Here is a 24,399-nt window from a genome sequence, read left to right as displayed (position 1 = left end):
TTCAGTATTGGTCATCGCTATTTTACTAGGGCTTGTTCCAAGCCTTTTAACAGTATATTCTTGCTTGCATTAATATCTCTGTCATTATTTATTTTACAGTTTGGACACGTCCATTGCCTTACTTTCAACTCATGTTTACCGTCATCATATCCACACTCAGCACAGAACTGACTTGTTTTAAACGGATCAACAATTATCAATTCTTTTCCGTACCATTCACATTTGTACTCAAGCATTTGCCTAACCATGCGCCATGATTGATTAGCAATTGCCCGAGAAAGTTTATGGTTTTTGAGTAGGTTTTTAGTTTTTAAATCTTCAATTGTAATAACGTCGTAGTCTTTTACAAGTTGAGTTGTAATCTTATGAAGATAGTCTTTCCGTTGATTGGCAATCTTTTCTGAATATTTGGCGACCATAATTCTAGCCTTACGAACATTCTTGTAATCATTCAAGTCCTTGGGCTCAACAAGGCCAAATTTCTTTGTCTTGGCTCGATCCTTGATTGCAAGAAGTCTTCTTCTAGCAAGTTTCCGTTCCCAAAAGCGTTTCTTTTTAGCTAGGATCTTATCAAAACGAATTGTTTTATACTTTCTCGAATCGGAAGTAATGATTAAATCCGCTACTCCCATATCCAACCCGACCTTAGCTTGTGTTTTATTGAATACTTGGTTTTCGTCTTCAACTGTTAACACAGCATTATATTTTCCAGCAGGACTTCTGCGAATGGTTACTGATTTAATCACTTCGGGTATAGCCTTACCACACTTAAATTTCATCTCACCAAGTTTAGGCAGCTTTATGTGTGAATCATCAATTTGTTCGATATTGTGATTCACACAAGTTGAGCGAAAGCTTTGGCGTGGATATTTACGGCTTTTAAATTTTGGATAGCCCGTGTGTTCTGTAAAGAACTTTTTAAAAGCTTCAGAAAGGTCTTTATTAACACATTGTAAACTTGTGCTTTCAACTTCTTTTAAATAGGGATATTCCTTCTTAAGAAGTGGCAAAAGAATATTCATATCAAATCTAGTGACAAACTCACAATCTGGGTTATTCTCATATCTTTCTTTTTGCATAGCTAACATAAGATTCCATACCTTACGTACGCAACCGAAATTAGATTCCATTTTGTGTATTTGATATTCAGTGGGATATATCCGAAGCTTAATTCCTTTTAATACCATTGTATATGTTGCCCTCCTTTCTGTTATACTGTAGGTAAATTATACCAAAGTTGGAGATACATATGTTAGTTAAAGGTCGTACGAAAGTATATGATTTCAATTTTCATTTAGTGTGGGTAACAAAGTACCGTAAGAGAATATTCTCTACTGACGAAGCTAGAAATGACATGAAGAAAATATTGATAGGCATAGCAGAGAAATACGGTGTTGTGATCAATAACATCGAAGTTTTACCAGATCACGTTCATATGATGATAAGCTTTCCTCCAGATATGACACCTTCTTCAATTGTAAAATCCCTGAAGGGCACATCTGCCAGAATGTGGTTTAAGAAATATCCAGATACAAAAAAGCAACTTTGGGGTGGACACCTTTGGTCATCCAGCTATTTCATGAGTACATTAGGCAATGTATCGAAAGAAATTATTAATCAATATATTAACTCCCAAATGAACAAATACAATGCTGGTAAACCGACAGGTAAAAGTTAAGTTGCTCAAGACGTTGATTCATCTCGGCAATAAATTACCGAGTTTTCTCAACTAGCAACTTTTATAAATCAACAACATCACCCCACTCCGATGTATTTTATAAAGATAATCATATCAAATATCGAAACAAAAAAACGAACCCATTCCATAAATTTGCCGGAATTGATTCGTAAATTATACTTTTACAATAAATTAATTAACGCTAAAAGTCTGCTGTGTCAGGATCTGTTGCAAGGCCAGCCAATCCATGTAGTCCATCAATTGTCTTCATATCTGTATCAGATACTTCAAAGTCAAACAATTCACCATTTTCCTTAATTCTATCAGCGTGAACTGACTTTGGAAGTGGTAAGAAACCATGTTGTAATGACCAACGCAATACGAGTTGAGCAACTGACTTGCCATAACGTGTTGCCATTTCTTTTAACTCTGGAACTTGGAAAATTTTACCTGTGCCAAGTGGGCTATATGCTTCACTAAACATTCCGTGTTCATTGTTGTAAGCTACTACATCTGGTTGTAAGTCACTTGGATTTAAGAAGATTTGATTGACCATTGGTTTTACTGTGGCTGTTTTCAAAAGTTCGTCCATGTGGTGTTGTCTAAAGTTTGAGATTCCGATTGCTCGTGTCTTTCCTTCTTTTAACAACTCTTCCATGGCACGCCAAGTTTCAGCATTAACTTCTTTCCAGTTGTCACGGAACTTAACTGGATTTGGCCAATGGATTAAGTATAAATCCACGTAATCTACACCTAATTCTGAAAGTGAATGGTCCATTGCTTTCTTAGTTGATTCGTAACCGTGATCGTCGTTCCAAAGTTTTGTTGTTAAAAACAATTCATCACGGTTGATGCCTGAAGCTTTAATTCCTTCGCCAACGCTGTCTTCGTTGCCATAGGCAGCTGCTGTATCGATGTGATGATATCCGGCTTCAATAGCTGATTTAACACTTTCTTTGGCAACTTCACCATCAGGTGTTTGCCATGTACCGAATCCAACAATAGGAATTTCGACACCATTACTTAACTTATAAGTATCAGTTAAACTGTTTAAATTTGTCATATTGTACTCCCTCTCAAAAGTTTACTCATTAATCATATCAAAATGGCAACAATTTCAAAAAAATAAAGCCCTCAATAAGGACTATATTTTCAAAATAAATTTTTCTTAATTGTTGTGATTATATGCGAGTACTGTCAGTGGAGCGAAAATTGCTACTACACCGATACCAAAGAACAGAACTAATAATGCTTCATGTGTTAGTGTTCCTGTAGACAAAACTTGTCTAATTGCTGTGACAACGTATGTTACAGGGTTCATATATGCGAAAAACTGCATTGTCTTTGTCATTGATTTGATAGGAACAAATGCGTTTGAAACAAAGGCTAAAACTAACATAGTAATTAATGACAAACTTGAAACTGTCTCAGCATTTTTGGCCAGCAATCCTAATAATGCGAAAATCCATGAAATTGCCCAACCCATAAAGATTGCTAGAAGAGCGCACATTACTACTCCACCAAAACCTGATGCAGGTCTCCAGCCCATAACAAAGCCAGTTGTTAATGATACAGTTGCTGCAATAATCAATCTCAAAATATCGGCGAAAAGTTGACCTGCCAAAGGTGCGATGTGAGCCATTGGCAAAGATTTGAATCTGTCATAAATACCTGAGTCTAAGTCTTCTCTGATTTGTGAACCCGATCCAGATGCTGCTGATAACATTGTTTGAATCAAGATACCGGGAACAATTGTTGGCAGGTAAGCTTTAACACTACCCGAAATTGCTCCACCAAATAAATATCCGAACATCAACATGAATAAGATTGGTTGGATAATTACATCCATGAATCTGTCAGGATTGTGTATCGTCTTTAATAAATTGCGATATGCCATTGTTGTGGTATTCATTACCAAATTGCCGCTGTGTCTTTCTAAGTCCATAATTTTTTCTCCTATTCTTTAATTCTTTCCAACTGTCAAACTCATAAATACGTCGTCCAATGAAGGATCTTGCACAATTAAGTGGCTAAACGAAATATTATTTTCATCCAATACGTTCAAAATTGTCACTAATTGATTTTTCTCACTCATAATGACCTGTACTTGGTTTCCGCTAAAAGTTGATTCAAGTGAAAGCTGATTTTCTAGGACATTTTTTAAATCTGGAATATCTTCTTTTTCATCAACTTGAAACTGTAATTTTGTACCACCAATATTTTTCTTAAGCTCATCCGGTGTCCCTATTTTGACTAATTTCCCATGATCGATAACCGCTATTCGATCTGCCAATTGGTCAGCTTCATCCAAGTATTGAGTGGTTAAGATAATTGTGGATCCTTGATCTACTAGTTCTCGAATCGTGTCCCACATTTGCATTCTCGTTCTTGGATCCAATCCTGTGGTAGGTTCATCTAAAAAGATTAAGGATGGTCTAGTTATCAGACTGACTGCTAAGTCTAATCTGCGGCGCATCCCTCCAGAAAAATTCTTCAAACTCTTGTCCGCTGAATTTACTAGTGAGAATTCTTCCAATAATTCGTCTGTTCTAGATTTTGCCTCATTCTTGGATAATCCATTAAGTCTCGAAAAAATCATCAAATTTTCACGAGCCGAAATATCTTCATCTACAGAAGCGTACTGTCCAGTTAATCCAAACATTGATCTGGCGATACGACTTTCTTTTAATGTATCGTGACCAAAAATTTTAACAGTGCCAAAATCTTGTTTTAATAAAGTCGTCATCATTCGTAATGTGGTGGTCTTGCCGGCACCATTTGGACCTAAGAGTCCAAACACTTCACCAGCCTTAACTTCGAATGAGATATTATCAACTGCTGTATTATTACCAAATTTTTTTGTTAAACCTTCAACTTCTATTGCATTCATATTTTCCATTAGTAATGCCTCTATATCTCGATTGTTTTTAATCAGGCTACCTGATTAATTTCGATTATAAGGGTACCTGTTTAATTAATCAAGTACCCTGTCCTTTATTTTTTAAAAAGTATCAGTATAATGATTTATGGAGGCTAATCTAATGCCAAATTTATCAAAACAAAAACAAGCTGCCGAAAAACTTATTGAATTCGATATGGTACGTCATATTGCTAACGATGTCACACGACTGGGACATTCCGACTATGAAGATAATCAACCACTCTTTAAAGGACAAGGAAAAATTTTGCTTGCCCTGTCACAAGAAGATGGACTTTCTCAAAAAGAACTCGCCAGTAGGCTAAATCTAACTGCTCAATCTACTGCTGAATTCGTCGGAAAACTCGTCAAAAAAGGATTCGTCACTAAAGAAAAATCCAAAGAAGATCGTCGAGTTTCCATTATTAAATTAACTGAATCTGGACGAGAAAATGCCAGTTCTCAGACTGCTGAAATTCCCGAATATATCCAGAACTTGAGTGATGAAGAATTAGATCAACTCATCTCGATATTCACCAAAATCAATAATGACCTGTACGAAAAAATTAAAACTACCAACCCCACTTGGTTTAGTAAATTCCAGAAGACAGTTAGTGATACTGTTCGTGACTGGTTTCTATAGCAAAAAAGTATCCCCTGAAAAAATCAGAGGATACTTTTTTTACAAAATAATATATTTTTACCAAACGTATTCGGAATTACGTTTATTTTTCGACATTCTTGCCTGAATATTCATCAACAAGGATATCTTTTAATTCAGCAATTAGCGGTTCTTTTGGATTAGCAAATGAGAATTGATCTCCAAAGGCTAATTCTGATAGTTCATCAACTTTGTTATCGAATTGTTTCTTATCTACTCCGTGGTCTTTCAAACTAAGTTTGATGTTAACTGAGTGAGCCAAATCAACAATTTCTTTAATCAAAGCCTCTTTTAATTCTTCATTACTTGTACCTTGGAGTCCAATGTACTTAGCTAGTGAAGCATAATCTTCATCAGCTCTGAAGTGCTCATATTTTGGCCACATCGCAATCTTTGTTGGTTGCTTGAAGTTATATCTGATTACTTGTGGAAGTGAAATGATAACGCCTAAACCATGTGAGAGACCAAATTCGTTGTATAAGACATCTGCTAATGAGTGTCCAATTCCGGCAAAGGCATTGGCGAATGACATCCCTGCTAATGTTGATGCATTGTGCAATTCTGCTTGAGCATCAACGTCGCCGTCATAGGCTTTCTTCAAGTTATCTACAACTAGTTTCAAAGCTTGCATAGCATATGGACGTGTATAATCTGAAGCCATATTTGAGACGAATGATTCAACCGCATTGTTCAAAACTTCAAGTCCAGCAATTGCGACAATGTTTTTTGGCATTGACTCAACAAATTGTGAATCGATGATTGCAACGTCTGGTGTCAAAGCATAGTCAGCAATTGGATACTTAACATCTGTTCTGTTGTCAGTGATGTTTGAGAATGGTGTTACTTCTGAACCAGTACCATATGTTGTTGGAATAGCAACAAATTGAGCTTTTTCTGGCTTAGGGAACTTGTAAGTACGCTTTCTAATATCGATAAATCCTTGTTCAGCACCGAATAAATCAACATCTGGATGCTCGTAGAATAACCACATATCTTTGGCAGCGTTCATAGTTGAACCACCACCTAAAGCAATAATTGTATCAGGTTTGAAAATGTTCATTTGAGTAACACCACGGCCAACCATGTCAGTCGATGTTACGTACTCAACATCTGAGAACAATGTGTATTCAACTGGATGTTTTCTACGTTTCAACTCATCAACGACTGTATCAACATATCCTAGTTGAACCATTGTTGGATCGCAGACGATCATCGCACGATTGATACCCTCCATATCTTCAAGATAACGTACTGAAGTTTTTTCAAAGTATACTTTCGGTTGTTTGATCCACTGCATGTTATTTCTCCGTCTAGCAATTGTTTTGATGTTCAAAAGATCAAATGATGAAACGTTGTGGGAAATCGAATTCTTACCCCATGAACCTGTTCCTAATGTTAATGAAGGAATCATTTCATTATAGAGGTTACCGATACCACCAATGGCTGAAGGTGTATTTACTAACACACGACTGGCAAGCATCTTAACGCCAAATTCTGTAGCAAGCTTTTCATCCATTGTATGAATTGAAGCTGTGTGTCCAAGACCACCGTGGTGAAGGAGTGCATCGGCTTTCTTGAAGGCATCTTCATGACTAGTTGATCTGTAAATTGAAATTACTGGAGAAAGCTTTTCACTTGATAATGGTTCGTCGTCACCAATCTTAGTTAATTCAACGGCCAATACTTTTGTATCTTCAGGTACCTTGATTCCTGCAAGTTTAGCAATCTTCAAAGCTGATGCTCCGGCGATAGGTCCTTTGACACCACCTTGAGGTCTGAACATTGTTTCTGCTAAAGCTTTGTAATCGGCTTTCTTCAAGAAGAATACGTGCATCTTCTCAAGTTCTTGCTTAACGTCTGAATAAATTTCTTTATCAACAATTGCACTATTTTCAGAAGCACAAACCATACCATTGTCAAAAGTTTTTGAGAGGACGATGTCATTTACGGCTCTTCTGATATTAGCTGTCTTTTCGATGTAAGCTGGTCCATTACCAGGTCCAACACCAAGAGCAGGTTTACCAGTTGAATAAGCTGCTTTGACCATTCCAGGACCACCAGTGGCAAGAACACTAGCAATACCTTCGTTATTGATTAAATATGATGTTGCTTCAATACTTGGTTTGTCGATCCATTGGATGATACCCTCTGGAGCTCCAGCTTTGATTGCTGCTTCATACATTACTTTACCTGCAGCAACTGAACAATTTTGAGCCTGTGGGTGGAAACCAAAGATAATTGGATTACGTGTTTTAACAGCGATTAATGATTTAAACATTGTAGTAGATGTTGGATTAGTAACAGGAGTAACACCAGCAAGAACACCAAGTGGTTCAGCAACTTTGATTAGACGATGTTCTTTATCGTCTTCGATAATTCCGACTGTCTTATCACGTTTGATTGAGTGCCAAATTTCTTCGGTTGCAAACATATTCTTAATAACTTTGTCTTCTGTAACACCACGACCTGTTTCTTCATAAGCAAGCTTGGCTAAGCGCATGCTGGCGTTAAGACCGGCGATTGCCATTTGGTGAACAATGTGATCAACTTGCTTCTGAGTGAAATTATCCATAATATCCAAGGCATTATGAGCCTTAGCAACCATGGCATCTATAGTAGTAGCGACGTCTTCTTCATCAGTAACTTTCTTTGTATCCTTTAACATGAGAAATCCTCCAAATAATCAATAGTTTGTTAAAATGTTCACGTTATTTATTTCACATACAATCATAACACCATAAATTTTCATTGCAACTATTTTCAATTAATTTTTGAAAGATCCACCAAATGTATACGCTTACATTTATTTTTTTATTAGCGATTATCGTTGTTACTGAGCTAAAGCTACTGCTACCAAAGAATTACTAAAAATATTTTAAAAATTATTTTGAAGAAAAATATTAAGACATTTACATTGACAAAATCTGATTTTAAGCACAAAAAAAGAGTGAATAAATTCACTCTTTTTTATTAATTAAGCTTCTGTAGCCTTAACCTTATCTTCGTATGATGCAACAATTTCGTTGATTAAGTCCTCATCCTTCAAGCCAGTTACCTTTGTAATAACTTCTTTTGGTGAGCTTTCTCTCAACATCTTTTGTAATTCAACACTTTCTGAATCTTTTGGTTCATCAAATGTCAAAATCATACCAACAGTATCTAGTAAGACACTGTAATCCAAATTACGTTCTTTAAGTTCACGAATTGGACGGATAAATCTTTCGTCAAATCCTAACTTCCGGATTGGTGTACGACCAACTCTAAGAATATCATCTGAAATAAACTTGTTTTCAAAACGGCTTAAGATCTTGTCTTGATAAGCCTTGTGTTCTGCTGGGTCAAAGTTCCACTTGTGGATCAATAGATCACCAGTTTCCTTCAAGGCACCTTTAACTTGTTTCAAATCTTTGTCATCAGCAATAGCATCACCGATAGTCTTGTAGCCTAGATATTCACCTGTGTAGGCAACTGTAGCGTGACCTGTATTAACTGAGAATAATTTACGTTCGATGTATGGTTCCAAATCTTTAACGTAGACAACTGAGTCTAATTTGATTTCTGGGTGTTTCATTTGTGATTCGTCAACAACCCATTCCTTGAATGGTTCAACTGAAACTGCCAATGGATCTTCGTGGTGTTGTAATGGAACAATACGATCAACGGCAGCATTAGGGAATCCGATATATTGGTCAGCAAACTTCTTGTCGTCGTCTGAAAGATGTGTGTAAACTTCTTTCTTCAAACTTTGGCTACCACCGATCATGTTTTCACATGCAATGACATCCAATGTAGTTGTATTGTTGTTAGCTTTACGGGCACTGATACCCTTAGCAATTAGTTCAGCAATGAACTTCAAAATCTTTGGTCCAATAGCTGTAGTTACGATATCTGTATTCTCAATAGCCTTAACAACGTCATCAGGGTTATCTTTATTGTTAATACCATCAACGTTATCAACATGAATCTTCTCGTGACCTTCAGCGGCCAATTCAATGTCATATTCGTGACGTTGATTCAAGGCATCAATAATTGTTGAGTTAACATCAACAAAATGAATTGCATAACCGTTTGATGCTAAAGTTTCACCGATAAAACCTCTACCAATATTTCCTGCTCCAAAATGTACTGCGTTCTTCATCCTAATCAACCTCTTTTAATAGATTTATAACTTCGTCAACTGATTGTGCGTCAGCTAATTTTTCAACATTCGTAATATCACTGCAGAATAATGCAATTGAAGATAATAGTCCTAAGTGTTCACCGTTTAATCCGGCAATACCAAATACGACTGTGACTAATTTTTCATCAGCTGGATCATCACTGAAATCAACACCCATTGGATATTGAACGATTGAGATACCAGTCTTCTTGATAAAGTCTTTTCCATCTTCAGTTCCATGTGGTATGGCAATAAAGTTACCCATATAAACAGATACGTCTTTGTTTCTGGCAATCATTGAATCAATGTAACCAGGTTCAACGTTTCCGTTATCAACTAGCAATTGCCCTGCTTGTTTGATAGCATCCTCTTTAGTTTTAGCCTGTTGATTAAGCTTGATAAGATTCTTATCTAAAGCCTTCATCACATCACTTCCAATCCTCTTCTTTAATAACTCTCAAAAATAATTTAGCGATTAGTTGTTTAATTTCCTCGGGACTTCCTTGTTGATACGTTCTCAAATTGAGTTCGTTATCAATAATCGAACTAGAAATACTTCCTAATAAATCCGTGCTAAATTGTGGTAGATCCTTTGGTGCAATCATGAATAAACATCTTTGTAAGTTCATCGACTTGTAATCCATCCCTTTGATCAGGATTGGATTGGTCAAGTCATATAGTGCGAAGAATGGTCTTCGCACACCCTCATTGGTGGTGTGGATTAACGCCATGGTAGTATTAGGCAATCCAACCGGTGCTTTTTGCATTCGCTGATAAAGTGCTGTGGCAACTTGATCAGGATTGCTGACAAATTCAGGTCTCAATCTTCTCGACAAAAGTAATAACGTTTGTTGAAGGTTGAACATCCGATTGTCAATGGTTTTAACCTCAATTTGGTTCAACAGTTGGTGAGTAACTTGAACCTTGTTATACAAGCCATCAAGCTCCTCAATTGCATCATCAACATCAATCGAATTTTTCTTATTAGCATGAACTTCAACTACACCGAATCTTTCATTTAAGAAAGTTTTGATCTCGTCAATTTCGTTGTTCAGCAATAGTGGAGAAATTACTTTATAAGGCAATTTGAATCCAGGTAGAAAAATTGTTGAAAGAATAATGTCATATTGTTTCAAATCAAGATGATTAAGTTCCGCCACCCGCGAAACTTTATATCGACTAATTTCGGGAACAGTCTTTTTCAGACGGCTCTCCAAAACTTTGGCAGTACCAATCCCATTTGCACAAACGACTAACGCACTAATTGGTTTGTTTTGTCGCTGCTGCTCAAATGAGGATGCAAAGTGAATCAAGATATACGCAGCTTCACTATTAGGCAGTCTGCCTGCAAAAACTTCATCCATTGCATTAATGACTTCATCGTATAATTGAGGATAATTTTCAATCACATTTTGTAATACAGGATTATTGATTTCTGGTAGTTGTGAAACTTGTCGCTTCAATGCTGACCCAACATGGGCCATCAAATCATTGAACAATGTCTCGTCAGTTTGAAAGTCATAATCAAAGTTAGTTGAAACTTGTTGAATCAGGTTTCTAACTTGGTATGACAACTGCAAATCATAATCATCTTGCAAAATGTTATTTGAAATTGAGAAACTCATACCCTGAATTTGTTGAGCCATAAACTCTAACTCCATCAAAGATATTTTGTCTCTAACGTCTTCATCAAAATCGTTGTATAGATCAATCGCAATTCGTTGATATTGAAAAATTGAATTCTTATCAACTTGCTTGAATTGACCAACCAACTTATCCATCCGGATTCTACTGGCTGAAACGGTTAAAATAATCATCAACTGTTTCAACTGGCTATCCGACAGCGAGTCGAAATCATTTTTAACATGCTTTTGAATTGCGTTATTTGCTAACTTTAATAGATGTAAATCTAATAGATTAATGAAATATTGCGAGGAATTTGCTGAAATGGATGAAGTCTCATCAAGGTGACCAACGAATTCGAAAAACTCGTATTCGTTGATCTCGCTCGATAAAATTCCACTAAGAACTCGTCTTACATTGCTTTCTTTTCCATCAACGCGGATTCCCTTTGCTTTAATTCGGACTAATTCGAGTTCGTAGTCATTAAAGATCGGTTCAATCGTTTTAAGGTCTTGCGTAATAGTTGTCGTACTGACTTCAAACTCATCTGCCAAAGATTGTATTGTGATGACTGTATCTACTGTTAATAATTTACAAACAATTGCACTTTGCCGAGTAGCAACTGAAGTTAATATTGTTTGAGTATCAGATTGCGTCAAAACATTGCGTAGTTCATTGAAACTATCCTTGTTGCCAACTAAGTGGTATAACCCGTCAGTTTTTGTTAACTGAATGGCTAGCCGAGCCAACATAGTTTCAAGACTGGATAATTCCCGATAAATCGTTCTCTTGCTGACATTGATCCCTTTCGTCAAATCAGAAACATTCAACCCTTGAGGATTTCTAAGCAAAAGTAATGTGATTTCAGATTCTCTATTTGATAAATCCATTTATTTTCCATCCCTAATAAATTTATTTCATTTCAGAAATAAGTTTATCATATTCGGGAGGATCTATTAGACTATCGACAACAAGAACTTGAACGTTCTTGAATGATAGTTTGATACGTTTTGCTGTATCACGACTTGCGATAACTAAGATTGAATCTTTGTCATCAACTTCACCGACTGAAACGTGTTGAACCTTGATATTCTCAAGACCAGCTTTCTTCATATTGTCTTTGAAGATTGAACGACCCATTGTGGCTGAACCAACATTTTGGTCATGGTGAATAAAGTCAATTACTTTAATTTTTGAAACATCAATATCTTGTAAATTCGTTTCTGCTTTATCGTCTGCTGAATCTGTTGATGTAGGCTTTGCTTTTGGTGCAGTGTCTGCTCCAGAAACTTCCTTTGTCTTCAAACCGGCAACGATTTCATCATATTTAGGTGAATTCAAGAAGTTCTCAACTGCCACGTGAACAGCTGATGGTGTCTTTGTAAGTGCACGATCTGCTAATTCATCTTGTGTAACGACCAATAATCCTGATTCATCTTTCAAATTATTAATAGCTGTATTTGTAACTGATAAGTTCAATCCAGCCTTCTTAACTTTGTCTCTTAAAATTGAAGCACCCATTGCTGATGATCCCATTCCGGCATCACAAGCGAAGATAATGTGGTTAACTTCATTTGCTGTTGCTAAAATTGCTTTTGCTGAATCTGTTGAAGCTTGTGTACCTGAAGCGTCTGCTGAGGCTTGACCCTTTGCTGATGCTTTTTCACTAGACAAGGCTGCTTGACTGGCAGCTAAGTCACCATCGTCTGATTTATCACGTTTTAAAATAACCATTGATATTAAGAATGAGACGACAGTTGCGGCTGTGACACCGGCTAAAATACCTACATAATTCATGACACCCTTTGGAGTCATTAATAGGATAGAAATGATTGAACCTGGTGAAGGTGATGCTTTCAAACCTGATCCAAATAGACTGAACATAAATGTACCTGTAACACCACCACCGATAACTGATAAGAACAATGCTGGTTTCATAAGTACGTATGGGAAGTAGATTTCATGGATACCACCGAAGAAGTGAATAATGGCAGCACCAGAAGCACTACTCTTGGCTGTTCCTTTTCCAAAGAACATGAATGCCAACAATACACCAAGACCTGGACCTGGATCTGGTTCAAGCAAGAATAGAATTGATTTACCAGCTGATGCTGATGCTTGAATTCCAAGTGGTGTTAGAATACCTTGATTAATTGCGTTATTTAAAAATAGAATCTTAGCAGGTTCAATAACTACGTTTGCAAGTGGTAATAGATTATGAGCAATAATCCAATCAACACCGATAGCTAAAGCTCCTGATAATGTTGAAACCAATGGTCCGATTCCAAAGAATCCGATGATGGCTAAAATCATTCCTAGAATTCCGGCTGAGAAGTTGTTAACCAACATTTCAAAACCTTGTTTAGTTCTAGGTTGTGCCCACTCATCAAATTTCTTGATTGACCATCCACCTAATGGACCCATAACCATGGCACCAATAAACATAGGAATATTTGTTCCAACGATGACACCCATTGTTGAAATTGCACCAACGACACCACCACGGTGACCGTCAATGACATTACCACCAGTAAAACCAATTAATAATGGTAGTAAGTATGTAACCATTGGTGTGATCATTTTTGCTAATTGCGCATTGGGTAACCAACCTGATTTCATAAACAAGGCTGTAATAAGTCCCCAAGCAATGAATGCACCAATGTTTGGCATAACCATTCCGGATAACTTACTTCCGAAACGTTGTAATTTTGTTTTTATAGAAGTTTTTTCTTTTTTCTTAGCTTCTACATTTTCATCTACACTAGAAGTTGCTTCCAATTTCGACTCCCCTTTCAAGCACTTTAACCGCTTACAAGATTTAGTGTATACGCTTACCAAAATGTCATCAACGGGAGCTTTGGCACAAAATTTTATGACAAATATTTGTGAATACGTTTTCATCTACTTAAGTGGTTGACTTAAATTGAGTCACATTTTATAATTGGACTATACCAAAGCGGTAGAGTAACTAATTCTGAAAGGGGATTAAACGATGAAAGTTATCGTAACTAGTAATAATGATGTAGCAGGCAAGAAAGCCTTTGAATTAATTAAAGAAGAAATGGACAATGGTGCTAAGATTCTAGGCCTAGCAACTGGTAGTACTCCAGTAGCCATGTACAAATATATGGTTAACAGTGATGTTGATTTTTCAAATATGACATCAGTTAACTTAGACGAATATGTTGGTGCAGCACCTGACGACGAACAAAGTTACCGTCACTTCATGCAAGTAAACTTGTTCGACAAGAAGCCATTTGCTAAGACTTTCGTACCTGATGGTTTGGCAAAAGATCCAGAAGAAGAAACAAAACGTTACAACAAGGTTATCGCCGACAACCCTATCGACCTTCAAGTACTTGGCTTAGGTCGTAATGGTCACATTGGTTTCAACGAACCTGGATCTCCTTTCGACGCTGAAACAAGAAAAGTTCCATTAACAGAATCAACTATCGAAGCAAATGCACGTTTCTTCGACAACGAAGAAGATGTTCCTAAGTTTGCTTACTCAATGGGTATTGGTTCAATCTTGAAGAGCAAGAAGATTGTACTTATGGCATTCGGTACTGAAAAAGCTGATGCTGTTAAGGGTATGATTGAAGGACCTGTTACTAACGAATGTCCTGCATCAGTTCTTCAACAAAAAGATGATGTTACTGTTATCGTTGATACTGCTGCCGCAAGCAAGTTAGCCGATTCATCTATTGATGAGAAAATTAACTAGAGATTAGAGTTCAACTGATAAAATCCCCGCCACTCCGTGACGAGGATTTTTTTTATTGTATTCGGTGCGTTTTGGTTGGTGGTGGAATGCCGCCTGGAGGTTCCGTACTACGGGGGCGGAACGCCATGGGCGAATTCTGAAGCCAAAGTGCGGTCTTCAGAATTGCCTTGCTGTAACACCGGACTTCGCCGGCGCAACTTACAAATGAACGTACGAGCTAAAGCTCGTGCGCAACAGTTTTATTGTTGGCTACGCCAACGAACAATCAAGGATGTCACGGCTGGCTCCCCGTAGTACTCCACCTCCAGGCTATATTTCATATAAATCACGGGATTCGAAGTATGTAAATCCTGGTTCTCTCCGTTTATGACATTGACGCTGAATGTCTATTTTGCGGGCTCCTAAAATTTTGGGTTAGACAATTGTAGTGTTTTACATTTCAATTTATTTAGAATAAGAGTTCTGAATTTTTTGATGCAAATTCAGGACTCTTATTTCCCTTTTCGCGTCTAATGTTTCCTTTTACCTGAACAATTAGACAAAAAAAGACAAGTTCAAAACAGAAAACTGTCTCAATCTTGTCTTTGGAACGAATTTAGGTTTTTAAATAGTATTATCCGATACTAAAGAACAGAACATCTATCTCGCCAATTTTAAATTCACACAAATTGTAAAAACAAAGTTCTATTCAGATGGAGAAGTGAAATCGATTTGGGCTCAGCCGCCAGATTTCACTTTGCTGACAAAGTCAGCTTAGTGAAAGGGTCGCTTTGGAGACATTTCGAACTATGAAATGGCTTCAAACGGTCCCGGCAGCGTTCCAGCCCAAAAATCGATTTCACTTCGGAATCGGCACATTAACACCTATTCAGTTTTTTACAATACAAACCTACTCAAGTAACTTCTTACCACCGAAAAATACTATTGCACCGATAACAGAAGTCAAAAGTGTCAATTTAAAAACAAACTTTAGAAATTTTTTCATAATGTTTTACCTCATTTGGAGTTGGATTTTTTTAACGGAACATTGTCTTTGCGGCTTTAGCCATAATCTTTGGATCCTTTTCGTAGTGGTGCATTGGTGTCATTTCTGTCAAAGGAATTCCTAAGAATGTGTAGACGGCTCTTTGCGCTGCACGATATGAATACTGCTCTGTAAATACCATATCAAATGGTTGCTCACAGAATTGACTGATGAATGCTAAGTTCTTGCTGTGCTTTGGAACTACATCTGGACGATCTCCGACTGCACGTTGATTGAACAATGCACTGGCATATGGCATGTAAACTGGAATACAGTTGACGATGCTCTTTTTAATTTCATCCATGTGATTGCGGATATTGTCTTTTGCTGGATCGACTGATGCTAATTGTCCTAAGAATTCATCAAGAACTTCTTCACCTGTCATTTCGATAACTGGTTTTTGAACAAAGTCACCATTCCTACGTGGATACATGAAGTAGCCCCATAGTACTGTTTCATTTGGTTTTTGAGCGTGGAAATGTGGTTGGTGGTGTACAACGATTGACATTAATGGTGTGCTGTCAATCCAAGTATTTAGCGCATTACCTGGTTGTTGTTGTGTGATTCTAGCAATGTTTTCCAATAGCAAATGGTTATTAGTTGTAATTGTGAAACTGTACCATTCACTTTGAGTTCTGTCGTTGAAGAATTTGTCAGGTTGTCCTAATGAATAGAACTTGCTGGCTGCTTTCTTCCACAGCATTGCACTTGGTGCATATTCCATATTTTCGACAACTGGTTTGTCCCAGCTACCAATTGATGAACTGTCTGTAATTGAACCATTAGTGTCGAAGACCATATCATTTTCGGCAACGTCAATGTGTCCTTCTTTATTGTCATTATCGACTTCTTCATACTTGATGCCGGTAACGATAATTTCATCTTGTAATGCAGTATCCTTGAATTCAAGATCAGTTACTTTTCGATTATCGATAAATGTAACTCCACGATCTTCCAAGTATTTGCGCATTGGCAAAATCAAACTTTCGTATTGGTTATAAGGCGTTCTTGTGACACCTTCCAAAGTATTAATTCTTGTAAATTCAAGAATCATACGGTTCATGTAACGACGTAATTCCATAGCTGAACTTGCACGTTTGAATGCAAATGTTGTTTGCCACATGTGCCAGAAGTTTGTTGACCAGAAGTGTGGTGAGCTTTGGAACCACTCAGCAATACTAATATTGTTGAGTTTCTCTTCATCTTTTTCAGGCATTAACATCAATTTAGAAAGTAATGCACGTTCTTTATTATTGAATTGCATGTGACGATAATTGTCTTTGCCTGGATTGATTCTTGGACCTTTTCTATCAATTAAACGGCCAACATCATGTGTTGGATGTGCGTGGTCAAAATTCAATATATCGTCAGTTACTGTTTGACCTGGATTATCTAGTGAAGGTACTGAACGCATCAAATCCCATAAGTTTTCGTATGTTTCTTCGTTCAACATACGTCCACCTTTTGCTAAGAATCCTTTTGAGTTAGATAGTGCTTGATTACTATATTCATTTGCATAGTCAGCTGCAGCAGCACCATCATTGGCACCGTGTGTTTCCAAACCCATCATAGTGATCTGATCGCCTTTAAAACCACCATCACGAATTAAATAAATTCCGGCAGCTAAGTTACCAATACCTGTACCGATCATATATGCTTTTCGTGTCATTATGGAACCTCCCTTTCGAAGACCTCTTTACGACTTAAATATATCTATATTTGTATCCATTGTAAAGGGTTTCATAATTAATTGTATTGAAAAGTAATAAAAATATACTATATTTTTTGATAAATGACATTTGAGATAAAAGTTCAGTATTGTCGGACAAGGTCGTATTTAGATGTTTATCAGATGATAAATACTTTAAATACAGTAAAATCTTATCTAATTTTTGCATAAAAAAAGAATCCAGAATTAACTGGATTCTCGAAAATTATTTTGTAAGTCTCAATACATCACGAACAATCATCAATTCTTCGTCGGTTGGAACTACTAATACGTCAACTGATGAATCATCCGAACTGATCTTGCGGATGCCTTTGCCACTTTCGTTGGCATCTTTATCTTCTTTAACACCCATGTATGCGAATTGTTTCATAATTAATTCACGAATCCATGAGTTTGCTTCACCCATTCCGGCTGTGAATAGAATTACGTCGACACCATTCATCAAGGCAATGTATGAACCAACATACTTAACAATACGGTTAACAAAAATATCGATAGCCAATTGTGAGCGTTTGTTCTCATCCTTTGTAGCAATGATGTCACGCATATCAGGTGAAACTCCAGAGATACCAAGTAAACCTGATTTTTCATTCAAGATATCAACCATATCTTGTGGATCTGATAATTTGAGTTTCTTCATCAAGTAAGCAAACAATGAAGGATCAAGGTCACCTGAACGAGTACTCATTGTGATACCAGCAAGTGGAGTGAATCCCATTGATGTATCTACTGATTTACCACCTTTAATGGCGTCAATTGATGCACCACTTCCAAGGTGAAGTGAAATAAGTTTTAAATCTTCTAGTGGTTTGCCAAGAAATTCAGCAGCACGAGCAGATACGAATCTGTGACTAGTACCATGGGCACCAAATTTACGTACACCATATTTTTCATAGTATTCATAAGGAACACTATATAGGTAATTAACAGGATCCATTGTTTGATGGAATGATGTATCGAAAACTGCTACTTGTGGTACATCGGGTAGAATTTCTTGAAAGGCTTCAATACCATAGGCTTGTCCAGGATTATGCAATGGAGCAAATTCAGCTAAGTCTTTAATTTGTTGGAGAACTTTTGGAGTTACGACTGCAGAATCTTTAAAGATATTCCCACCGGCAACTACACGATGACCAACACCGGTAATTTCCGAATAATCTTTAATAATATTAAGTTCCAAAAGCTTTTTAAGCATTTTCGTTACGGCTGTCTTGTGATCAGGAATATCACCTGTTTCACTAGTCTTTTCACCATTATATTTTACTTTAAAAATTGAATCAGAAAGTCCTAGACGATCAACCATTCCTGAAGCAATGACTGTTTCGTCAGGAACTGAATACAATTTCCATTTTAGAGTTGAACTTCCTGAGTTTACTGCGATAACCTTCGACATCTTTACACCTATCCTTTGAAGTTATTTCTTGCCCATTCTTGTACTTGATTCCTAAATTCTTCAAAATCTTTAACATTATTTGTTTCGGGAATTGTTCCCATCAAAACATCACTCGCTTGTTCTGAATTGCCACCGTGTTTCTGTAAAATAACAATTGCCTTTTGAGCTTCTTTTGAAGCAAATAAGTTTGATGGCAAGTCTAGAACTGCTTGAAGATAAACATTTGAGACCATCCATTCTGACAACTTTTTAGCTTGGTCAGTTTGGAAAATGGCTGAAGGAACAATAAATATTCCTAAACCGCCATCATTCAAATTGTTCATTGTTTGTTCAATCAACAAATGATGAGCATATGAGTGTCCTTCTTCAGCCTTTGTTTTAAACTTAGCAGCATTATCGTCAATCGGATAATATCCAACTGGTAAATCAGCAATCGCTAAATCGATATCAGTGATATCCCACTCGGCAATTCCATCCTGATGATATGCATCCAAATTCAAATTCATAACTTCTGAGAAAGACTTGGCTAATCCCAGGAGAGTTTCATCATTGTCAATTCCAGCAACATTAAACTCAAAATCACCGGCCATTTGCATTTGTTCGATGAATTCAATTAACAAGTTACCAGTCCCAACAGTAGGATCAACTAAATTGATTTTACTTTTCTTCATCGAAGAAAAGATTTCAAAAGCAATCAAACTAGTCAACAAGCCAATTGCATCTGGAGTCATCAACTTATTAACTTCAACTTTATCTTGGCGTTGTGCTTGAATAATATTCACCGAAATAGCTTGCTTCAATTGTACTTGAGTAAGACTAATTTCTTTAATTTGTGAATATAAGCTTTCAAGTTTTGCAACAGTTTCTGCATCAGGTGCGCCATTTTCGACATACACCTTACCATCCGCAAGATTAGTCAATGTTTCAGCTAATGAATCTGTGTAACTACTTCCCAACGATTTTTGAAGCAAAGTTGAGGCCTGATTCATTAATTCATAGTAATTCTGCATTTCATTTTCTTCTGCCATTAAAAAACCTCTTTGCACATGATATTAAAATTTTAACGTTGATTTTCACATTATTCAAGCGTTTTCATGTTCCAAAAATTTAATTGTCGAAGAATTATTCAATTTACTACGTATTTCCTTTTGATATCTTTGATCTAGCAATATGTAGTTCTTCAAACTCTCGTCGAATCTTTGGGTCGTATATAAAATAACAATCATAGATATTGTGAAAATTAATATCGCGTTAAGTAGTATTGTTGCTGACCTTTTTGTCGAAAGTAATTTCATGTAAATATATTTCCGTTTCTTTTCCGTTCGTAAGTTTAATCAAGATTCGAATTGAAGAACTAAGTTTGTTAAATCTAATCTTTTGAACGTGATCAAGGATTGGTTCAAATCCCCCGTCAGTATCAAATAGCCGCAGCAGGTAGATGCGTTTTGAATCCAACTGAAGAGTTTTGTGCTTAATCATATTTTTAGATTTAACAATTCTATCAAAATCTAAACTATCAGGATGAATATTTTTCGACTCAAAATTTTGACCCCGAAAATAATCTTCTAGTTTTTCTTGAACAACGTGCATCCGGATATTTTCACTGGCATTAAGTTCCATTGCTTTGTGGGATAATGTCAAGCAACCGTTAATGACTCCTACTGTTAGGGAGGTGACGAATAGTGCCAATAACGCTTCACTTAATAAGAAACCAGCACGTTTCTTACCATTTGAGTTCAAATGATTTATTTTTTTGATTAAGGATTTTGATGTTGTGTGAATTTTGTTGAATAGAATATCTCTTTCCATTAATAGTCACCTGATTGGGCAGATCAGTGTTTGTTAAACGTTGAAGCATCAACTTATGGGAGGTAGTCTTTGCTTCTAAATCTCTAAGCTTTTCAAATTCAGCTGTAACTGTGACTGTCATTGTCGTCACAATCAAAAGTGCAATTGCCAAAGCCATTAATGACTCTATCAGCAAAAATCCTTTACGTTGCCTTCTCAAGTAACAGCCCCCAGTTCAACTGAATTGTATAAGTGTAAATTTTATGTGATTTGGTTGATTTAAATTCGATTGTTTTAGGACGAGTTTCACCAGATCTAGAAACATTTATTGCTAATTGCTTAGTAGGTGAAAGTGTTTTGGGAAGTAGAACATCATGTCGATTGCCATCTCGGATGAAGATAACTCGGTCATCAAGCACATCAACAATTACATTGTAATTTCGAAGATAACCTTCATTTAAAGCGTTCTTCCAGTCATCTTCAAAACTTTTTAAAGCCAATTTTTCTTCAGTAGATTCCTGGTAGTTCTTGACTTGTAAAGTTCCAATTAGGACTAATGAACAGAAGATAAGCAATGTTAATGCAGCTTCAACTAAAGTAAAGCCTCTACGTTTAGTGTTTTGCTCCATTTGAATCGACCTTTACTGTTCGAGAAGTCGTATCATAAATCAAATTCAATTTTTGGAATCGCTCTTTTTGATCCTTTGTAAGTTTATCCAGTAATGCAGACTGAGTGGTTATCGGAGTTTCGCCATAAGAATCCATGTCAACAACTGTTTGAACTGTTCTGATAAATGCATCTGCAGAATGTTTCTCTGCGTTATTTCTTTGTTCAACTACATTAGGAATCACAAGCATTAGTAACACTGAAATAATAAACATTACGATTACCATTTCAATTAGGGTGAAACCTTTTCTTTTTCGTTTTGTCATTTCAATTCATTCCTTTCATCATTCCGTAAACTGGAAGTAAAATCATTAAGTATGCTACTAGGATGAAGATGGCAATGATTCCAAATAATACTGGTTGGACTAGATTCAATAATTTTTTGATTGAGGTCTGAGTGGATTCGTACTTTAATTCCGATATCAATAAGATGTCTGATGCCATCTCACCGATTCCACCCCCACAACAGAAAATCATGTTTAATTCGTTAGGCAATAATAATTCCTTGTCGATTACTTTTTCCAAAGAATCACCATTTTTCATACAATCCAAAATTTTCTTCGCAAGCACATTTTGAATCGAGCCTTCCGAGAATATTTGATTACTCAAACAAATTTGATGTAAGTCCATCCCTTTGGAAAATTGCAGTCCCCATCCTTGTAAAATTGTGAATTGATAAAAATGCAAATAACTCTGGTTAATGATTGGGAGCTTAACCAGAATTTTAGCTCGATCATATTCACTCAAGCGTCTTAGGTAAATGGAACCTGCAATCAATCCGACCACTGCGAAAATCAACCCAATCCCTGCAAATTGAAATACCAAATCTAAGTTTGCTCCACCTGCACTACTCTGCAATTGAGGTAAAATAATAACTTTCATTCCGATAATCATAACGGTGAGGAATCCCATGATAAACATCGGATACATTAATAATTCTCGTAACTTGGTTTGTTGTTTAGCTTTAGATTTTAAAATATTCCCGCACTGAATTACTGTTTGTTGGATTCCGCCATTCATCTGAGAAATTACCAGTTGATTTTGGACGACTGCTGGCAAGTTTAAATGTTTCAAAGCTGTCGAGAGCATAATGCCGTCTTGTAAATCATGATAAATATTGGCAAATACTTTGTTGTCTTTATCAAGATACATCAGACATTTAATTGATTGATTTAACGAAAAGCCATTCTTCATCAGCTTACCAATGAGCAACAAAAATTCTGCCTGCTCTTTACAACTCATCTTTTTATCCGCCGACGAATTCTTCAAAAACTTGTGTTTCGATGATTCCACATTGTTTCGCATGAGTTAACATATTTCTCCAATTCAAGTCTTGATTGCCATTTTGAAGATATTCAACAATATCTTCGTTTTCCAAGAAATCTGTGAACAATTCCAGTCGTTGTCGTGACGGAATTAATCTTTGATAGGAAATAAGATTAACGGCATTTTGAATCTCAAACTTAGTAACTCCAAATTGTTCCAAACGCTGAACTACTGAATATTTTGACTTACCGTGAATCGTTGTAAAAACTGTGTATCCGCAAAGCGCCGCTTGAACAGCTTGTTGAGCTGTTTGTGCATCTCGAATTTCACCGATAATCAATAGTTCAGGGCGATGGCGAAGACTAGTTTTAATTAACTCTTCATACGTCATCCCCGCTTCCAAATTAACTTGAAGCTGGAGAAATTCTTCTTCAACAATTTCAATTGGATCTTCAATACACATAACCTTTTTATTGCGGCCGATGCTTCTCGCCAAGGTGTACATCAACGAAGTTTTTCCCGAGCCCATCGGACCTGAGAAAATCATCATTCCTTTTTGATTAGCTTTCGGTAGTAAAAAATTTAATAGATCGACATCTGTTTCAGTCACATTTTCTTGAGGATAAATTAAACGAATTACTAGTGACTCTCTATTAAGAAAGTCACCGACTGACGAAATTCGTATATGCACATCCCCATTTTGATAAACGTAACTAAACGAACCCTTTTGTGCTCGTCGGCGTTCTGAAATGTCCAGTCCACTATTAAATTTTAAAAAATTCATGATTGAAAATGTCTCATCATAGCTCATTTCAGCAACGGTATAAGTAGTGATACTGTTTTTTGCTTCAATAACGTAACTATCTTTTCTAGGGAGAAAATAAATATCCGAAATTCGATTGGCACATGCTTCGGTCAATAAATTGTTTACCATAGTTTCAGCTGTCATTTTTTCACCTCCTTCTCTAAATAACTACGCAAAAAAAGACCAGAAACTTTTTTAGTTTCTGGTCTTTTTAAAATTTAACGATTATTCGTCGTCATCGTCAGCTGCGGCTGTATAAACTTCTGAAACATCATCGTCGTCTTCTAGTTGATCGATCATGTGTTCAAATTGTTCTTGTTTGTCCTCTGGCACTGCCATAGTGTTTTGAGGAATCATTGTTAATTCAGAGTTAGCTAACTCATAACCTTTTTCAATTAAACCGTCACGAACGGCTGCAAAATCTTTTGCATCTGTGTAGATTTCATAAACATCATCTGATGTTTGTAGATCATCAGCACCAAGATCCATGATATCAAGCAATACTTGGTCTTCGTCTTGTGTATTCTTTTCGCGATCTAAGACAATGTATCCCTTGCGGTCAAACATGTATGCAACGGAACCTGATGAACCCATGCTACCTCCGTTACGAGTAAATGCAACTCGTACTGAAGAAGCTGTTCTGTTCTTATTGTCTGTCAATGCTTCAACTAATACTGCAACTCCACCTGGAGCGTAGCCTTCATATACAACTTCGTCATAGTGTTCTTCACTACCACCTTCAGCTTTATCTAAGGCACGTTTGATGTTGTCCTTAGGCATGTTAGCTGCACGAGCTTTATCTACAATTAAACGAAGGGCAGCGTTACTGTCTGGATCGGCACCACCAGCTTTAGCCGCCATGAATAATTCACGTGATAGTTTTTGGAAAATTTTTCCACGTTTAGAATCTTGGGCATTTTTTCTACCCTGGATGTTATGCCATTTTGAATGTCCTGACATTTCTG

At 36.6% G+C, this 24,399-nt stretch carries 22 protein-coding genes; 3 read left to right on the top strand and 19 right to left on the bottom strand.

What is annotated here, in order from left to right; translation table 11 throughout:
- Window positions 1–17: 17 nt before the first annotated feature.
- Window positions 18–1,187 carry an RNA-guided endonuclease TnpB family protein gene (locus tag ABM34_RS12540; RefSeq protein WP_048706208.1) on the bottom strand — a complete coding sequence of 390 codons (1,170 nt, stop codon included), beginning with the start codon at window positions 1,185–1,187 and terminating at the stop codon, window positions 18–20.
- Window positions 1,188–1,249: 62 nt separating this feature from the next.
- Between ABM34_RS12540 and tnpA the strand changes: the two genes are divergently transcribed.
- Window positions 1,250–1,678 carry an IS200/IS605 family transposase gene (gene tnpA, locus ABM34_RS12535; RefSeq protein WP_048706207.1) on the top strand — a complete coding sequence of 143 codons (429 nt, stop codon included), beginning with the start codon at window positions 1,250–1,252 and terminating at the stop codon, window positions 1,676–1,678.
- Between the two features lie 202 nt (window positions 1,679–1,880).
- Here the strand turns inward: tnpA and ABM34_RS12530 are convergent, their stop codons facing one another.
- From ABM34_RS12530 to ABM34_RS12520, 3 genes are all read right to left on the bottom strand, one after another.
- Window positions 1,881–2,741, bottom strand: a complete 861-nt coding sequence (locus ABM34_RS12530; protein WP_048706206.1) for an aldo/keto reductase — start codon at window positions 2,739–2,741, stop codon at window positions 1,881–1,883.
- A gap of 105 nt (window positions 2,742–2,846) precedes the next feature.
- On the bottom strand, window positions 2,847–3,623 hold the full coding sequence (locus tag ABM34_RS12525) for an ABC transporter permease (protein WP_048706204.1): 777 nt from the start codon (window positions 3,621–3,623) through the stop codon (window positions 2,847–2,849).
- An 18-nt stretch (window positions 3,624–3,641) separates the two neighbouring features.
- Complete coding sequence (locus ABM34_RS12520; RefSeq protein ID WP_048706203.1) at window positions 3,642–4,577, bottom strand: ATP-binding cassette domain-containing protein; 936 nt, start codon at window positions 4,575–4,577, stop codon at window positions 3,642–3,644.
- A 142-nt stretch (window positions 4,578–4,719) separates the two neighbouring features.
- Here ABM34_RS12520 and ABM34_RS12515 point away from each other — a divergent pair, with 142 nt between their 5' ends.
- Window positions 4,720–5,238 (top strand): MarR family winged helix-turn-helix transcriptional regulator, encoded by a 519-nt coding sequence (locus ABM34_RS12515; RefSeq protein ID WP_048706201.1) that lies wholly within the window; start codon window positions 4,720–4,722, stop codon window positions 5,236–5,238.
- Between the two features lie 82 nt (window positions 5,239–5,320).
- Here the strand turns inward: ABM34_RS12515 and adhE are convergent, their stop codons facing one another.
- The 5 genes from adhE to ABM34_RS12490 all read right to left on the bottom strand — a co-directional run bounded on the left by adhE (window position 5,321) and on the right by ABM34_RS12490 (window position 13,816).
- Window positions 5,321–7,921: a bifunctional acetaldehyde-CoA/alcohol dehydrogenase gene (gene adhE, locus ABM34_RS12510; RefSeq protein ID WP_048706200.1), complete on the bottom strand. Its 2,601-nt coding sequence runs from the start codon at window positions 7,919–7,921 to the stop codon at window positions 5,321–5,323.
- Between the two features lie 309 nt (window positions 7,922–8,230).
- Window positions 8,231–9,394, bottom strand: coding sequence for a mannitol-1-phosphate 5-dehydrogenase (locus tag ABM34_RS12505; RefSeq protein WP_048706199.1), 1,164 nt, complete (start codon window positions 9,392–9,394; stop codon window positions 8,231–8,233).
- A 1-nt stretch (window position 9,395) separates the two neighbouring features.
- Window positions 9,396–9,839 carry a PTS mannitol transporter subunit IIA gene (locus tag ABM34_RS12500; RefSeq protein ID WP_048706198.1) on the bottom strand — a complete coding sequence of 148 codons (444 nt, stop codon included), beginning with the start codon at window positions 9,837–9,839 and terminating at the stop codon, window positions 9,396–9,398.
- 4 nt (window positions 9,840–9,843) lie between these two features.
- Window positions 9,844–11,928 (bottom strand): BglG family transcription antiterminator, encoded by a 2,085-nt coding sequence (locus ABM34_RS12495; protein ID WP_048706197.1) that lies wholly within the window; start codon window positions 11,926–11,928, stop codon window positions 9,844–9,846.
- A 22-nt stretch (window positions 11,929–11,950) separates the two neighbouring features.
- Window positions 11,951–13,816: a PTS mannitol transporter subunit IIBC gene (locus tag ABM34_RS12490; protein WP_048706196.1), complete on the bottom strand. Its 1,866-nt coding sequence runs from the start codon at window positions 13,814–13,816 to the stop codon at window positions 11,951–11,953.
- A gap of 214 nt (window positions 13,817–14,030) precedes the next feature.
- On the opposite strand from ABM34_RS12490, the gene ABM34_RS12485 reads away from it, so the two are divergent.
- Window positions 14,031–14,762 carry a glucosamine-6-phosphate deaminase gene (locus tag ABM34_RS12485; RefSeq protein ID WP_048706195.1) on the top strand — a complete coding sequence of 244 codons (732 nt, stop codon included), beginning with the start codon at window positions 14,031–14,033 and terminating at the stop codon, window positions 14,760–14,762.
- A gap of 1,016 nt (window positions 14,763–15,778) precedes the next feature.
- On the opposite strand, the gene ABM34_RS12480 is transcribed toward ABM34_RS12485, so the two are convergent.
- The 10 genes from ABM34_RS12480 to ABM34_RS12435 all read right to left on the bottom strand — a co-directional run bounded on the left by ABM34_RS12480 (window position 15,779) and on the right by ABM34_RS12435 (window position 24,394).
- Entirely contained in the window at window positions 15,779–17,455 is a 1,677-nt protein-coding gene (locus tag ABM34_RS12480; RefSeq protein ID WP_048706194.1) for an oleate hydratase, read from the bottom strand.
- A gap of 265 nt (window positions 17,456–17,720) precedes the next feature.
- Complete coding sequence (locus ABM34_RS12475) at window positions 17,721–18,908, bottom strand: acetate/propionate family kinase (protein ID WP_048706193.1); 1,188 nt, start codon at window positions 18,906–18,908, stop codon at window positions 17,721–17,723.
- A gap of 8 nt (window positions 18,909–18,916) precedes the next feature.
- Window positions 18,917–19,936: a class I SAM-dependent methyltransferase gene (locus tag ABM34_RS12470; RefSeq protein ID WP_048706192.1), complete on the bottom strand. Its 1,020-nt coding sequence runs from the start codon at window positions 19,934–19,936 to the stop codon at window positions 18,917–18,919.
- 223 nt (window positions 19,937–20,159) lie between these two features.
- Complete coding sequence (locus ABM34_RS12465; RefSeq protein ID WP_157023343.1) at window positions 20,160–20,717, bottom strand: competence type IV pilus minor pilin ComGF; 558 nt, start codon at window positions 20,715–20,717, stop codon at window positions 20,160–20,162.
- Window positions 20,632–20,916, bottom strand: coding sequence for a hypothetical protein (locus ABM34_RS12460; protein ID WP_048706188.1), 285 nt, complete (start codon window positions 20,914–20,916; stop codon window positions 20,632–20,634). Before ABM34_RS12460 ends, ABM34_RS12465 begins: the two co-directional genes overlap by 86 nt.
- A complete protein-coding gene (locus ABM34_RS12455) occupies window positions 20,900–21,325 on the bottom strand; it encodes a type II secretion system protein (RefSeq protein ID WP_048706186.1) in 426 nt (141 codons plus the stop codon). Before ABM34_RS12455 ends, ABM34_RS12460 begins: the two co-directional genes overlap by 17 nt.
- Window positions 21,309–21,629 carry a competence type IV pilus major pilin ComGC gene (locus ABM34_RS12965; protein ID WP_053084476.1) on the bottom strand — a complete coding sequence of 107 codons (321 nt, stop codon included), beginning with the start codon at window positions 21,627–21,629 and terminating at the stop codon, window positions 21,309–21,311. Before ABM34_RS12965 ends, ABM34_RS12455 begins: the two co-directional genes overlap by 17 nt.
- Before the next feature lies 1 nt (window position 21,630).
- Complete coding sequence (locus ABM34_RS12445; protein ID WP_232298597.1) at window positions 21,631–22,605, bottom strand: type II secretion system F family protein; 975 nt, start codon at window positions 22,603–22,605, stop codon at window positions 21,631–21,633.
- Window positions 22,606–22,609: 4 nt separating this feature from the next.
- On the bottom strand, window positions 22,610–23,578 hold the full coding sequence (gene comGA / locus ABM34_RS12440) for a competence type IV pilus ATPase ComGA (protein ID WP_048706184.1): 969 nt from the start codon (window positions 23,576–23,578) through the stop codon (window positions 22,610–22,612).
- 81 nt (window positions 23,579–23,659) lie between these two features.
- A complete protein-coding gene (locus ABM34_RS12435) occupies window positions 23,660–24,394 on the bottom strand; it encodes a YebC/PmpR family DNA-binding transcriptional regulator (RefSeq protein WP_048706182.1) in 735 nt (244 codons plus the stop codon).
- Window positions 24,395–24,399: the final 5 nt, after the last annotated feature.

Origin of the sequence: Companilactobacillus ginsenosidimutans (assembly GCF_001050475.1) — a bacterium.
In the GTDB taxonomy this organism is placed as follows: Bacteria; Bacillota; Bacilli; order Lactobacillales; family Lactobacillaceae; genus Companilactobacillus; species Companilactobacillus ginsenosidimutans.
Note: the sequence above shows the minus strand (reverse complement) of the source record. Positions and strands in the feature narration are given on the sequence as shown.

Bases quoted from the DNA above. Each gene is read 5' to 3' on its own strand.
- ABM34_RS12500 (WP_048706198.1), bottom strand. From the start codon at position 9,839: ATGAAGGCTTTAGATAAGAATCTTATCAAGCTTAATCAACAGGCTAAA.
- ABM34_RS12525 (WP_048706204.1), bottom strand. From the start codon at position 3,623: ATGGACTTAGAAAGACACAGCGGCAATTTGGTAATGAATACCACAACA.
- ABM34_RS12465 (WP_157023343.1), bottom strand. From the start codon at position 20,717: ATGGAAAGAGATATTCTATTCAACAAAATTCACACAACATCAAAATCC.
- ABM34_RS12480 (WP_048706194.1), bottom strand. From the start codon at position 17,455: ATGACACGAAAAGCATATATGATCGGTACAGGTATTGGTAACTTAGCT.
- ABM34_RS12965 (WP_053084476.1), bottom strand. From the start codon at position 21,629: ATGACAAAACGAAAAAGAAAAGGTTTCACCCTAATTGAAATGGTAATC.
- tnpA (WP_048706207.1), top strand. From the start codon at position 1,250: ATGTTAGTTAAAGGTCGTACGAAAGTATATGATTTCAATTTTCATTTA.
- ABM34_RS12435 (WP_048706182.1), bottom strand. From the start codon at position 24,394: ATGTCAGGACATTCAAAATGGCATAACATCCAGGGTAGAAAAAATGCC.
- ABM34_RS12520 (WP_048706203.1), bottom strand. From the start codon at position 4,577: ATGGAAAATATGAATGCAATAGAAGTTGAAGGTTTAACAAAAAAATTT.
- ABM34_RS12485 (WP_048706195.1), top strand. From the start codon at position 14,031: ATGAAAGTTATCGTAACTAGTAATAATGATGTAGCAGGCAAGAAAGCC.
- ABM34_RS12530 (WP_048706206.1), bottom strand. From the start codon at position 2,741: ATGACAAATTTAAACAGTTTAACTGATACTTATAAGTTAAGTAATGGT.
- ABM34_RS12475 (WP_048706193.1), bottom strand. From the start codon at position 18,908: ATGTCGAAGGTTATCGCAGTAAACTCAGGAAGTTCAACTCTAAAATGG.
- ABM34_RS12470 (WP_048706192.1), bottom strand. From the start codon at position 19,936: ATGGCAGAAGAAAATGAAATGCAGAATTACTATGAATTAATGAATCAG.
- ABM34_RS12495 (WP_048706197.1), bottom strand. From the start codon at position 11,928: ATGGATTTATCAAATAGAGAATCTGAAATCACATTACTTTTGCTTAGA.
- adhE (WP_048706200.1), bottom strand. From the start codon at position 7,921: ATGTTAAAGGATACAAAGAAAGTTACTGATGAAGAAGACGTCGCTACT.
- ABM34_RS12455 (WP_048706186.1), bottom strand. From the start codon at position 21,325: ATGGAGCAAAACACTAAACGTAGAGGCTTTACTTTAGTTGAAGCTGCA.
- ABM34_RS12445 (WP_232298597.1), bottom strand. From the start codon at position 22,605: ATGAGTTGTAAAGAGCAGGCAGAATTTTTGTTGCTCATTGGTAAGCTG.
- ABM34_RS12505 (WP_048706199.1), bottom strand. From the start codon at position 9,394: ATGAAGAACGCAGTACATTTTGGAGCAGGAAATATTGGTAGAGGTTTT.
- ABM34_RS12540 (WP_048706208.1), bottom strand. From the start codon at position 1,187: ATGGTATTAAAAGGAATTAAGCTTCGGATATATCCCACTGAATATCAA.
- ABM34_RS12515 (WP_048706201.1), top strand. From the start codon at position 4,720: ATGCCAAATTTATCAAAACAAAAACAAGCTGCCGAAAAACTTATTGAA.
- comGA (WP_048706184.1), bottom strand. From the start codon at position 23,578: ATGACAGCTGAAACTATGGTAAACAATTTATTGACCGAAGCATGTGCC.